The organism is Zarconia sp. (genome assembly GCF_057467645.1).
This window is the reverse complement of record NZ_JBRJXU010000027.1, coordinates 89,460-102,881: the sequence shown is the minus strand read 5'-3', so window position 1 is coordinate 102,881 and position 13,422 is coordinate 89,460. Positions and strand designations below refer to the sequence as shown.

The following is a 13,422-nucleotide window of genomic DNA, read 5'->3' as shown; positions in this document are numbered from 1 at the left end:
AGGGTGTGCAGTTTCAAGTCACCATCAATGATGGTAGATTCTTCCCGAGTTGAGGGAGCACTGGGTGCGAAGGCTCCCTCAACCGACTTGACCTCAACTGCGCTCTCGACCCTTAACCCGCTTAACCAAAACTGACGTTAAGTAACGTTAGGAAAAGAGATAACTGTTGCCCGTACGATACAGCATGCGTACCCGGACTCGATTTAAGAATTCCTATAGGTTAAACCCGAATTAAACAGTATAAAACTTCTTCATGAATGAAGAAAAAATTCAGACCTAATTCATTGGTTGAATCCTCAGATTTTAAGCACAGGTCAAACTTATGACTGACTGCTTTCAACTGATGACTGGTGAAGGTTAAGCGATCGCAGATTCGAGAACTCGTTCCCTGCCTGTTGCCGCATCACGATTACTCGGATCGAGAGAGAGAACTCGTTCGTAATCCCTGAGGGCTTCGGGGTAGCGTTGCCAACATTCGAGAACTTGCGCTCTAGCCAACCACACCGCTCGATCGCGATCGTCGAGCTTCAGAGCTTCGTCGTATGCGGCAATCGCACCGGGATAGTGCTGCATCATCCGAAAACAGTTGCCCAACTCAGACCATCCCCGATGAATTCGGTTCCAGATCTGGGGTTGGCTCAAATCGGCTTGGCTTTGCTGGCGGCTCAAGGTTCGGGCAATTTTTTTGCACAACACCAGTGCGACCTGGTTTTGCTGGAGTTTTTGCAACCGTTTGATGCGTCCGGGCCAACCCCCCTGGGTTCCCGGTTCGAGGGCGATGGCTCGATCGTAGCAATCGATCGCCTCTGGATAGCGTTGGAGTTCTCTGAGGGTATCCCCTTGGGCGTACCACGCGAGATAATTGTGGGGTTGTAACCGAGCTAAATTCTCGATAAAGCCAAGAATTCGAGCGTGTTGCTGTTGCTTGACAAGCTGCATTTCCATGGACCGGGTTTTTGTTTGCAAACTGCAAATACAGCTTCCAAGCCGATCTCGATTGCTTGGAACTAAAATAGCTGCACCTACGTTAACCCCTAAAACTTTGTCCTATCAGTTTTGCCATGCCCGTTGGATATTGTTTCTGGGGCAACGACTTGGGAAAGCTGTTAGCCTATCGATTGCGAGACACGATGGCTGTTTTTTCCCATACTTACACTTATAGCAGTTCGTGCTCTCGATCGTGACAAGTTTTCCTGGCTTGGGAAGGGGAAAAGGGGATAATATCAAGTTCGGTTAAATACTTCCAATTCACCGTGAAGTGAGCAGGGGGAGCCTCCGAAGCTGGGGAAGCTGGGGGAGAAATTCAGCACGCTCGCGCTTTTTGTCAGTGACGATCCGAACTTGATATAGCGGTATTCACTGTGGTTAGGACACTTCCAACAATCGTATCGTTGGAAACGCGAGCAAGATGTTTGTGCTCACGCACACGCACGCGCGGCGCGCACTATTGTCCTAACGGGACTGAATACGGCTATATAAATGGGAGGCGGGGGAGCAATGGTGGAAATTCGCGCGAATTTAGTCCTCGAAGCGTCCCAACAGGCTTGACGATCGCCCAATAGTATTTGACCGAACTCACAATCGAGCGCTGCGATCGTCTTAATGACTCGAATATCCCTCAAAATTTTTCAGCACGGGAAAGAAATGTCCCACCGGTCCTTGTCCGGAACCGATAGCGAGGGAATGTTTGAGGGCTTGGGTGAGGTAGTGCTTGGCTCGTTCTACGGCTTCTAGTAAATCCCAACCCCGTGCTAAATTTGCCGCGATCGCTGCTGACAGGGTACAACCGGTACCGTGGGTATGGGGCGTGTCTACGGTTTCGGTTTTGAGAGTTGCATATTCGCGCCCGTCGTAGAATACATCAACACCTCGCAAGGCACAGCTCGTGCTGCCCCCTTTAATGAGTACGGCCCGGGCCCCAAAATCGTAAATGGACCGCGCGGCCGATCGCATATCTTCGAGATTGCCAATTTCGAGACCGCTCAAAATTTGGGCTTCGTAGCGATTGGGGGTCACTAAGACGGCTTGGGGGATTAATCGATCTCGCAGGGTGGCGATCGCCTCGTCGTCAATCAATTGCGCCCCGGTGCGAGAGACCATGACCGGATCGACGACCACGGGCACCGTTTCCATACCCTCGAAGGTGCCGGCAACGGCGGCAATAATTTCTGAATTCAGTAACATTCCAGTTTTGGCTGCATCGATGCCGATATCTGTCGTTACCGCTTTAATTTGCGCCACCACAGCTTCCGAACTGAGGGAATCGACGCGATCGACCCCCAGGGTATTTTGCGCCGTGATGCAGGTCAGAGCGCTCGTTCCGTGAACGCAGTGAAAGGCAAAGGTTCGTAAGTCGGCTTGGAGACCCGCACCCCCCCCACTATCCGAGCCGGCAACGGTCAGAGCAATGGGAATCTTCGAATTGGACGGAGTACTCATGGACGGGATGGGTTGTGGGGTATGGGGTACGGGGTGTAGGGGAAATTTATCTTCGAGATCTCCGCGTCATACCAGATCCGGGTAATTAAGCATAATATACAAATCCCACGAGTCACTTTCTCCTCTCGCAACGCCAGATCCCCTTTTCCGAGGGCTAATACAACACCCTGGGTATGGCGGTTGCTATGGAGTTGCACCCCGTTTGTAGAGCGTTGCGTGTCTTTTTTTCGTGCATCCCAGGTGTGGGGCACTATTTATCCATATTCCAAAACGTGGCTTTGGGCTTGCCTTCTCGCTCTGGGATTGCGAGATCGGACGCTGGAGTCGATCGCCACCAAACTGCCGATCGATTAGCGATCGCGCGATCGCCTCCGTTGCAGGAACTCGGGAATATCCAGGGAGCCTCCGAGTTTGGGTTTGCTCGCGGGTGGGGGCGGCGTGGGAGATGATGGTGGTGTGGGGGGATCGCTTAGGGGTCGCTGAATGACCGGTTCGGGCTGGGCGGGGGCTGATTCCATATCAAATCCCGTGGCGATCACCGTAATCGTCACTTCTCCCTGGAGGCGTTCGTCGAGAACCGCACCGAAGATAATATTGGCTTCGGGGTCGACCACTTCGTAGATGGTTTCTGCGGCGGCGGTGACCTCGTGCAGGCTCAAATCCGTACCGCCGGTAATATTGAAGACGACCCCTTGGGCGCCGGAAATCGAAGATTCGAGTAATGGCGAAGAAATGGCTGCCGTGGCCGCTTCTCGGGCGCGAGATTTCCCGGAACCGTGACCGATTCCCATCATCGCCGAACCCGCATCGGCCATCACCGCTCGGATATCGGCGAAATCGACGTTCACCAAACCGGGAATCGTAATGATATCGGAAATCCCCTGAACCCCTTGGCGGAGGATTTCGTCGGCGTACAAAAAGGCTTCTTGAACGGGGGTATGTTCGGGAATGACCGAGAGGAGGCGATCGTTGGGAATGGTAATGAGGGTATCGACTCGACTTTTGAGGGCTTCGAGACCTTGCTTGGCTTGATTGGACCGCCGCCGTCCTTCAAACATGAACGGGCGAGTGACGATGCCCACCGTGAGCGCGCCGGCTTCCTTGGCCAGTTCAGCGACAATGGGAGCTGCTCCCGTTCCGGTACCGCCTCCCATTCCGGCGGTAATAAAGACCAGATCGGCTCCATCGAGAGCGGCTGCGAGTTCGTCCCGGCACTCTTCTGCGGCTTTTTGCCCGATCGCCGGATTTCCCCCCGCCCCCAGACCTCGGGTGAGTTTCTGACCGATTTGCAGGCACTTCTGAGCCGAGGTGTGAGTTAACGCTTGAGCGTCTGTATTGATCGACCAAAACTCGATTCCGGAGACTTGCGCGGCGATCATCCGGTTGACGGCGTTTCCTCCACCTCCGCCCACACCGATGACTTTAATTCTGGCTACACTACTGGGGACAATATTGCCACTCTGCATGTCTTCACCGGGTAACCGACTATCGCCAGAAGAATTGGCATTAAATCCCGAGTTGGCAAACGGGCTGACGTTATCAACTGCCATGGCGTAGTTTTTTCGATCTTCAGTAGGAGGGCCTTGATGGTTTAGCCCTGGTTGACTATTTGGTGTCATTATAGTAGAGCAGTGTAGATAAGGAGATTTTGAACGCTCGGTTGTTAAAAGTCAACTCAGTTGAGCGGTTTCCCAACGGAGTGCAAGCAAACAACCTCCGCTCTTTGCTCTCCCTCAGTTTTCAATTTGGCACCGGCAAGAAACTGCCTCATTCGTACTGGAGGAGCGCTCCAGCAGACTGACCAATTGTTTTTTAGAGGCCACACCGCGCAAACTCACGAATTTTGGCTCTAGCTTAGCAGAATATCCGATCGATCTACGCAAATCGAAACTCGATCGGTTTGCATATCTTATCACGCATTGGCGAACGGTTTCGGGGCTAGGGGATTGTCTGCTCGGGAGAGGATTCTGGGTCGATTTTGGCGTCGGGTTCGGGTGGGGTTTCCGGTTCCATTTGCACTGAAGGCGCATCGGGATCGCTCAAATCGAGATAGAGTACTTTACTAAAATCGATTTGCTCTGGCAGAGATCGCATTCGATCGAGAATTTGGAGCTGTTCGACGAAGCGATCGCCGTAGGGACCTAGATGCACTTCCCCCAACTCGGTTTTCAAAATCAAGTTCGCCCGATTTTGCCAATCGATTTGCGCGATCTGCACCGGACTGCGCTCGATCTCCCGATACACCTGGCTCCAAACTTGGCGATACTCTTCAAAATTACCTCGTATTTTGAGGGTGGGTAAGATTAAATTTGGGGTGAGGGTGCGATAGGTCTCCCAAGGAATCCAAACGCCCTCCGCATCGATCGAACCAATGGGAGTGAGTGCCGGGTTGTTGGACGAATGGGATGGATAGGCCAGAGCGACCGGATAGCGCTCCACCACCTCGACTTGCAGGCTGGGGGGAAAGAGTTGGCGGCGTACGATGGCTCGGGCAATGGGGGGTTGAGATTCCAGAGCGGTGGCAATTTTCTTGGGATCGACGTGCAGGAGCGATTGGGGGTAGGACAGGGGTAGGAAATCGCGCACGATGTCGGCGCTGAGAAATTGGTTCCCTTCAATTTGCACCTGTTCCGGTTGACGGATCGCCCAATCCGGTTGTCTGGCGATGACAATCGCCATCCCGATGGTACTCGCGACCCCGAGGGCTTGCCAAAGGAAGCGCAGGGATTTGAATCCCCGTCGGCGTCGTAGGTTCCGTCGTCGGTGCTGGATTTCGTTTTTGGAGGTGGGCGTAATGCGATCGCTAGGCTGTGTTGACATTTGGTGTTCAACCCCATGTGACGACTGAATTATATCTGGGCAAGCACAACTCTTCGCAAACACGACGAGTCAAGACTTCGAGTCGGAAATGTCAACAGAACCTCGACGCGGGGTCCGACCGCTCCCCATGCTCCCGATGCCTCCGCTTCTGACCACAACGGTCATTGTCAGTATTCAACCGAACTTGATATTCAGGGGTTGGGAGCCTCCGGAGCGTTTCCCATCTCCCGATCTCCTCAAATATCGGGGAGGAGTCGATCGAGCAGCCGTTGTTTCGGTCGATCGATCGATTTCCAGTCATCGAGTAATATCCCTCCCGTATCGTCGCTGTTGGGATTCCAACACCAGTAGGTAAAGCTGAGTTGGCGGCGATCGATAAAATCGACCAAGGCACGCTGCCAGACGCCTTCGGTAGAGGACTCATCCACCTGACGACCGCCAAATTCTCCGATCCAGATCGGGGCGATTTCTTCGGTGGCGATGTACCCAAAACCAATTTCCCAGCGACGCTGAAGGTTGGCAGGAAAACTGGGTGCGTCGAACCACGGTTGCTCGAACACTCCCGGACCGTATTCGTGGGGGGAGTAAACGAGCTTGTGGGGAACGGAAAGGCGAACGGGATAGTTTTTCACCCCTTCAAGGTTTCCCCCCATCCAATGGATATCGAGTTGCTGACCCGGAACGTTATTTTCCACCCCTTCCACGACGATTAACCAATGGGGGGCAATGGCAAGGATGGCATTTCCCGCCCGTTCCGCTGCCAGCCGCCAGTCGGTCGTCAAATCGTTGGTTCCCCAACTGGCGATGCCGTGGGGTTCGTTTTTCAAGTCCGCACCGATGACGTTACGACGATCGCCGTAACGTCGGGCGAGCATTTCCCAGGTGCCGATCCAATCGGCTTCGGTAAATCCATCGCCGTACCACAGGGGGGGAATTTCAACGTCGTTGAGTCGGTGGCTGTCGAGCAAAATCCAAAGGTCGTATTTTTCGGCTTCCTCGATAATGGCATCCATCACTTCTAGGGGCGTTTTCCCTTCCAGGTCTCGATTCGAGCCGATGCCAAAGTCGATGCCGCCGACTTCTTCAGACCCGAGAGCTTGTACGGAGTAGGGTAAGCGAATGGAATTGTATCCCAGGCTGGCGATTTGGGCGAGCATTTCTTGATAATCTCGCACCCACAAGCCGTGGGGGGCGTGGAGTTCGGTTTCCATGCCAAACCAATTGACGCCGCGCAGGAGAACGGGTTGACCGGTGGCATCGACGATCCGATCGCCTTGAGTCGAGAGAGGGGGAAGGATATGATGGCTCGGTCCGATGGGTTCTTCGGCATGGGTCAGGGGCACGACGGCGATTGGAAAAACCAGCGCCAGCACGATCGCCAGCCATCGTTTCCACGGTCTGAAAACCCGACGTTCCCAGCGCGAGATTTGCCTCGCACAACGCCGAGAGACTTTTTGGGGGCTAAACCAAAATAATCTTGCTACTTTCACCACTTCAGCATCAGTCGTTCCCGATCTGGCGGGTTTGCCATCGCTACTCTAACACCCCCATCGGAGATCGAGCCGCCTGAGATCCCTCAACGCATCAATTCGGTGTTGGAAAGCGGTGCGTTGGTCGTAGACGGGGGAACGGACGGAATATCGAGAATCCCGGGGTCGGTGGGTTGGGGCTTGAGGACGGATCGATCGCCCCAACCGTTATTGAGATCGGCTTCCGAGGGGGTTGGGGGAGTCTGGCGAGCGGTGGGTAAGGGAACGTCCACGATTTGGGTTTCGAGCAGGTACCATTGTCCTTGAGTGGGTAATTGCACCAGCTGTTCGCTGCTGGGAGGACCTTGAGTTTGGAGTTGCTCTTGGAGTTCTTCAGACTGTTGGCTGGGTTCGAATAAGACCGTAAAGGTGACGTTGGGACCCGGTTCGACGCTTTCCTTGGACAGGGCGTCCTGGATTTGCCACGCTTCTTTCAAGCGACCATCGGGACGAACGGGCCACAGCTCGAGTTGCGTTTGCCATCGTCCGCCTTCAACCCGAGCAAAGTTGCGAGCCAAGATGGAATAAGTTTCTTCTGGATTTTCATCGGCTCCCCGTTCGGTTGTTGCCAGGGGTCGAATGGCGCTCGCCGATAGCCGAGCACCTTCGGGTAGGGTTGTCGTGCCGCTCACGCGATATTGACCCAAGTCCTCGGTCGGTTCGACTCGTACGGATAATTCGACTGAAGAGGAGGGCGGTCGGGAGCATCCAGCACTGGCGGCGATCGCTCCTATCCCCAGCATGAAGGCGAGATGGGGACGAGCGTCCCTCAATATATTCGAGATTCTTTGAGTGGTGGGCGGGAAAAATCGTTCGAGCATCGGCGATCGTTGATGTGAGCGATGGCAGCAAATGAGGGGATTGGATGGGGGTAGAGGTTGATTCAAGGTCAACACGCTCTACCTAGACGATATTATCCTTCGTTGTGCTCGATATAGAACTTGACAAATCATCGATCTTTTAAGATCGATTACCCATAACCGTGCAACGTTACGAGGGCGCACCCCGTGAGTGGGTGAAGTTACACCACGAGGTCAATGGGCGCTAGAGACTGGAATTCTAGGCAGAGCCGCTCCGATCGTTCGTTCTCCCGCCGATGACTCCTGCCCTAGACCCTCTCAATAGGTTTTTCACATTTGGGTGGATTGGACTGGGGGAGCCCAACCCTTTAATTCTCGTGGTCGTCACCACCGGCAATTGCCAGATTGTCAAAAAACTTTCCCTGCCAGACCTGGACCCTTCCCCGATGTTCAACCCGATTGGATCTAGCCGTCGCCACTCCAATTGGGACTTTGTGTCGTGAAATCGGAATCTTACTCCCCATGGTTCCCCAGCTCGCGTTCGCAGTCCGGGGCTCAAGCGATCGCCCCGGAGAGGTTAGCCCGAACCGATGGCTGCTGGCAAACCGAGGACTTTGACATCGTAGAAGGTTTCGATCCAGACCTTCGCCCCACAGAACGGTTTGTCGGGACGATACACGATGCGACATCCTCCGGGTATTTCTACCTCATATCCATAGATATTCGAGCGACCTTTTTTGACAGTGATGACTGGCTCTCGCTCTTGATTTTTGCAATTTTGTTGAATTTTTCGGGAGTTCACGTGAACGATGGTTTTGGCTGGGACTCTGCCATGGCGCCAACGGGGAGCGGGACCTCTCGAACCTCTCGAGACGATCGGTTTGCCGCCAAAGAGAGGGATCAACCACATTTTTCCGGTTTTGTACGCGCCTTTGACTCGACCGGCAATTAACAGGATTCTCAGTCGAGGGGTGGAGATTTTTAAAATTTGTGCGGCTTGGGTGGTTCCAACAATCATCACGCTAAAACACGATCGTAATAGTTTAAATTCTACATCCATCGGAGATTTCGGTCTAGCCTCACCTGGATAATTCACCATTCGAGTTCAGACAACACCAGCCAATTGTTCTGCCGGAAGTCTTCCCCCGGTCGCCCACCTTCACAAGTGTCCTAATTGCGATAGCGATGGCTATATTTTTGTCGAACCTCATCAACCATGCAGGCTAGGTCATGAAATCGCTCGCGCGCGAAATCTTTACGGCCGCGACCGGGGCGATCGCGATTTTGGCTTCGACCGACGATCGAGAGGCTCTCAAATCTCAAAGATGTGGCGGCACAAATGTAAGGGAACTCTAGGCTTTACGGAAGTATTCGGCGTACAGTACACTGGCTGCGTACTTTCGATTGAAAGTTTGTCATTGCGTCGGTTGTCGGCGCTTACATTCATCTCCTTGGCACTACCGCGCTTTTCTTGGCTCAGCGTCGATCGTTCAAATCCAACTCATCAGCTTCTAAATCGAAAAACTCCTGTAGCGCCGTGCAATTCTCGATATTTTTTCGGGAAATTTAGACGATCGCCCTCAAATAAATTCCAATGCGATTACCAAGATTTATGGGAGATCGATTCATTTCGCGTTCGGGACAAATGCTTGGAAGTTCCTGCATGCAAAGGTGTCCCAGCTCTACTAACCCTCAAAATCATGAGCCAGTTATTTTTTACCCTGCGTCATGCCAGGTTATGGCCCGGTTGGGGTCCCTCTTGGATGGTTCTGCTTTCTTTGGTTTGGATCTCCCTCGATGCAGCAGGGATAAAACCGGCGAATGCTCGCTTGGCTGACTCCCAGGAGTTGCTCGGGGCAAACGAACCCGGAACCGGAGGCTCGAACCCAGTTTCCATGGCGAGTGCGTCTTGCGATCGGGGGGAGGCGTCCAAACCGATGGCCAACAGCACCGAAAGCCGCAATGCCTGTAACTGTGGTGATGGGACGACGGAATCGAGGGTGGGTTGCCCTCGAGATCGCACGATCGCCAGTTTGCCGAGTTTTGCACCCAACTCATCGAGTTCGCCAACCCTGGCTCTGGCAGAAGCAGAAACCATTTCTGCGATGTCAGCTCAAGGGTCGAGACCGTTAAGTACGGTTCCATCCCCCGTTAGAACCGCCGGACCTGGCATCGGTTCTCCCAATTTTGCACCGCCAAGCCAAGCCATCGGTCGACCGGGGGAAGCCACCATCGCCCTCGCACCGCCCCCATCTGAGTTTGAAGTGGCCGAGGTTTCCCCTCCACCGGCTCCCCAGATGGATGAGGAAGAAGTGGTCAGCGAGCCTCCCTTACTGGCAAGCACCCAATTAACCACCCATAGCGATGTCGGTGCCTTCGTACCCAAGGTGGCTGCTAACCCCAGAACGGAGGAGGCGATTCGCCTGACCGATTCCCTGGAGGTGTCGCCGAATCTACCCCAGGCTGCCGTTCCCCCAACCCTGGCCGATGCCAACATCCTCGGACAGCCCGCAGCGGTTACCCCACCGCGATACGAATTCCAAGGGGCTTACATCTACCAGGGGGATGAAGAGTCTGCGCGGGCGCGGATTTCGGGCATTCACCCCCTCTCCCCCAACGCCTTGGTGGGCGGTGCGGTGGATGTCACCGACGGTACGGCTTTTGCCGATTCCCAGATTGAAGGGTTTAGTATCAACGAACTGTATCTGGCAGCTTCGTTGCCCAGTGTGCCCAATTTGCGCTTCGTGCTCGGGCAGTTGGATTTAACGTCCTATTTCGATCGCAACAGCTTTGCCAAAGACGGGGTCACCCATTTCTTTAACTCGGTGTTTCAAACCAATCCCGCCCTCAGCCGGACGGGGATTTCTTCCCGGACGGGGTTGCTGGCGAATTGGAGCGTGACGGACGATATCGAAGCCAAGGTGGCGGGGTTTTCCTCCTCTCGCCGCTTGGATGATTTTCGCATCGACGGATTTGCGGCGGAAGTGGGGGTCCGCGCGGGCACGGCGATCGTCCGGGGAACCTATGCGAGCGATCGAGATGCGGGGGTCGATGATGGCTTTCGCGAAATTTTTCAGATTCCGCGCGGGGACGGGGGTACGGGACTGCAATCGGACGATCGCGAGCAGGCCTACGGAGTGAATGCCGAAGTCTTCATCCCGGAACTGGGGTTGGGATTATTCGGCCGTTACGGTCGCTACGAAAACCTGGATCTCGACGAGGCGGGGGAAACCTTTAGCGGCGGGATTAACCTGCTCGATTTGTTCGTTGCCAACGATCGCCTGGGAGTTGGCTACGGACGAGAGTTATCCAACGATCGCCTGCGCCGAGAGCGGGGGGACCAAATCCCCGACGTGTTCGAGTTTTTCTACGACGTGCCGGTGGTTTCCAACCTGCGAGTTGGGTTTAGCGTTCAAAGTTTTAACGAATTTTCCGATACGATTTTGGGGGTGCGGGTGAGAACGGTGTTTGACGCCACGCCCCCGGTTGCCCCCTAATTGGAGATGGTTTCGACGAGGTAGCCATGAAATTTGCCTTCTCCACAATCGCGTTGGTTCTGTTGGGATTCGGTCTCCCGATCGAACTGGGAATCTTCCGTAGCGGTCCATCCGTCGTCCTCGCTCAGACCGTTCCCGAGGCGGTGGGTCGCGCCTACGGTTTGCTGGATGTGGGTTGGGTCGACGATGCGATCGCCGCCTTTGAGGAGGCGGTGGTGGTGTATCCCGATTCCGTTCCCGCGCGCCTGGGATTGGCGATTGCCTACCGACGGTCGGGGCGAGATGGGGAGGCACTCGTTGCCTACGAACGGGTACTCGATCTCGATCCGGGGAACCTGCTAGCTCTCAAAAGTATCGGCTTGTTGGGAACCTACCGCCTCGAATGGCGAGATCGGGGAATTGCCGCCCTGACGACGCTGCTGGACTTAGAACCGGGGGATGCGGAAGCCCGAGGTCTGCGGGCGCTGCTGTACGGTTACGAATTTCGCCTCGCCGAAGCCCTGGCGGACTATCGTATTTTGCTCGACAACCCCAACCCGGCACCGGACGTGTTGCTCGGGGCCGCTCAAATTTATACCTACAGCGGCGACCCCCAGACGGGTTTGATGCTGTTCGATCGCTATCGGGGAAGCGGGGGGGCGATTTCGGGGTATGCGGCGATCGCCAATGGTCGCGCCTTGCGGGAAACGGGAAATTTCGATCGGGCCATCGGACTGCTCGAATCCCAACTGAACGGGTTCGAGACCTACGACGATCCCCAAGTGGCGATCGAAGGTCGCGTGGAACTCGCGCGCGCCTATTTAGCCTCGGGGCAGCCTCAACAAGCCCTCGCCAGCGTTACCCCCCTGCGCGGTCGTCCCGAGGCGGTGCTGCCCCTGGCGCGCGCCCTCAACGAAATCGGTCGGCAAACGGAGATGCCCTCTTTATCTGGGGAAGCCGTCGCCCTCTATCGCCAAGCCCTCACCCAAACCCCCAATCCCCCCATCACCCTGGTGCGGGAAGTGGCTGACGTTCTGAGCGGGATCCCCGAAGAACGGGAGTACGCCCTGGATTTATACCGTCAGCTGGTGGCGGCCGTTCCCGACGATCCGGTGCTGGCGGTTCAGAAACTGACCCTAGAAAGCCAACTGGGTGGAGTTTCCCCGGCGCAACTGCGACCGGCCCTGGCGGCAGTTCTCGCTCCCCTGCCCGCCGATCCCCTCGAACGCCAGCGATTGGCCGGGGCGTTGGTCCGACTCGATCCCCCAGATTCCCAGTTTCTCGATGCCTATCAAGAGCTCGTCGAAAGTGGGGTGGACGTGCCCCTATTGCATTTCCGCATCGCTCAAATTTTCGTGCAGCGCAACGATTTTGCCGGGGCCAGACAAGCCCTCGATCGCTACGAAATTGCCTCGGGAATCGAAAATGCGCCGATTTCTCAATTGCTGCTAGCCCAAATCGAGCGAACGGAGGGGAATTTGGAACAGAGCGATCGCCGCTACCAAGATTTACTCGCCAACTACCCCGAGGATGAGGAAATCGTTGAGGCGGCTTTGCGGGGACTGGTGGGGGTGCGGTTGGCTCAAAATCGCACCGATGCGGCGCTGGAACTGTACGAACGCCTGCTGGTGGCCAATCCCGACGATGTCACCCTCCAACTGGGACGCACCAGTCTGGCTTACCAACAGCAGCTCGTTTCCCTGGAGGAAGCGGAGGCGGTTTTGGAGAATTGGCTGCAAACTCAGCCCCAGACGGCACCCCCCCAAGAATTGTTGAGTTTGGTGGGGATTCTGCCGCCGGATTTGGAGCGGGAAGAGCTGTACGAGCGCCTCTTAGAAATCGACCCCTACTATCTGCCCGTCCAGTTTCGCCTGGTTCAGACCATCGCCATTCGCGATCCCGAAGCGGCTCGAGCTTGGGTGGCGCGAGAAATCGAGCGCAATCCCGATAACGTGGGGGTCTATTTCCTTCAGGGAGAGTTCGCTCAAAACGATGGCGATTTGGATATTGCCAGTGCGGCCTACGAGGCGATTTTACAACGGGAACCGGATAATTCCGATGCCTTGGCGGCGTTGGGAGGGGTGCGCTTCGGTCAGCGACAGTTTAACCAGGCGCAAGTGCTCTACGAACGGGCCTTGGCCCTCGATCCGGGGGATTTTGGCATTCGCCGCTCTTTAGCGGGGTTGACGGTGGCGCGAGACCGCCCTCTGGCCGCCCTCGAACAGCTCGAAGCCCTCCAGCTCGAACAAATTGCTCGGGGCATCGGCGACCCGGATTTATCGACCCAGATCCAACAAATTCAGGAGGATTTTTTGAGGAGGCGGGGGTTTCAGCCACCGTGGGAGCGGTATTAGGGTC

At 55.4% G+C, this 13,422-nt stretch carries 10 protein-coding genes; 3 read left to right on the top strand and 7 right to left on the bottom strand.

Annotated elements, in window-relative coordinates:
• Nucleotides 1-357: 357 nt before the first annotated feature.
• From AC2215_RS04450 to AC2215_RS04420, 7 genes are all read right to left on the bottom strand, one after another.
• The gene (locus AC2215_RS04450) at nt 358-945 is read right to left on the bottom strand and encodes a tetratricopeptide repeat protein (protein ID WP_486808753.1); all 588 of its coding nucleotides are present in this window, start codon (nt 943-945) and stop codon (nt 358-360) included.
• Between the two features lie 654 nt (nt 946-1,599).
• Nucleotides 1,600-2,439 (bottom strand): bifunctional hydroxymethylpyrimidine kinase/phosphomethylpyrimidine kinase, encoded by an 840-nt coding sequence (gene thiD / locus AC2215_RS04445; protein ID WP_486808752.1) that lies wholly within the window; start codon nt 2,437-2,439, stop codon nt 1,600-1,602.
• Nucleotides 2,440-2,789: 350 nt separating this feature from the next.
• Nucleotides 2,790-4,058, bottom strand: a complete 1,269-nt coding sequence (gene ftsZ / locus AC2215_RS04440) for a cell division protein FtsZ (RefSeq protein WP_486808751.1) — start codon at nt 4,056-4,058, stop codon at nt 2,790-2,792.
• A gap of 319 nt (nt 4,059-4,377) precedes the next feature.
• A complete protein-coding gene (locus tag AC2215_RS04435; RefSeq protein WP_486808750.1) occupies nt 4,378-5,259 on the bottom strand; it encodes a cell division protein FtsQ/DivIB in 882 nt (293 codons plus the stop codon).
• 236 nt (nt 5,260-5,495) lie between these two features.
• Nucleotides 5,496-6,749 carry a glycoside hydrolase family 5 protein gene (locus AC2215_RS04430; protein ID WP_486808749.1) on the bottom strand — a complete coding sequence of 418 codons (1,254 nt, stop codon included), beginning with the start codon at nt 6,747-6,749 and terminating at the stop codon, nt 5,496-5,498.
• Between the two features lie 86 nt (nt 6,750-6,835).
• Nucleotides 6,836-7,531 (bottom strand): hypothetical protein, encoded by a 696-nt coding sequence (locus AC2215_RS04425; RefSeq protein ID WP_486808748.1) that lies wholly within the window; start codon nt 7,529-7,531, stop codon nt 6,836-6,838.
• Nucleotides 7,532-8,165: 634 nt separating this feature from the next.
• Nucleotides 8,166-8,648, bottom strand: a complete 483-nt coding sequence (locus tag AC2215_RS04420) for a DNA-binding protein (RefSeq protein ID WP_486808747.1) — start codon at nt 8,646-8,648, stop codon at nt 8,166-8,168.
• 170 nt (nt 8,649-8,818) lie between these two features.
• Here AC2215_RS04420 and AC2215_RS04415 point away from each other — a divergent pair, with 170 nt between their 5' ends.
• The 3 genes from AC2215_RS04415 (at nt 8,819) to AC2215_RS04405 (ending at nt 13,418) form a co-directional block, all read left to right on the top strand.
• On the top strand, nt 8,819-8,944 hold the full coding sequence (locus AC2215_RS04415; protein WP_486808746.1) for a hypothetical protein: 126 nt from the start codon (nt 8,819-8,821) through the stop codon (nt 8,942-8,944).
• A gap of 344 nt (nt 8,945-9,288) precedes the next feature.
• Nucleotides 9,289-11,085 carry a hypothetical protein gene (locus AC2215_RS04410; protein WP_486808745.1) on the top strand — a complete coding sequence of 599 codons (1,797 nt, stop codon included), beginning with the start codon at nt 9,289-9,291 and terminating at the stop codon, nt 11,083-11,085.
• A 26-nt stretch (nt 11,086-11,111) separates the two neighbouring features.
• Entirely contained in the window at nt 11,112-13,418 is a 2,307-nt protein-coding gene (locus tag AC2215_RS04405; RefSeq protein ID WP_486808744.1) for a tetratricopeptide repeat protein, read from the top strand.
• Nucleotides 13,419-13,422 lie beyond the last annotated feature (4 nt).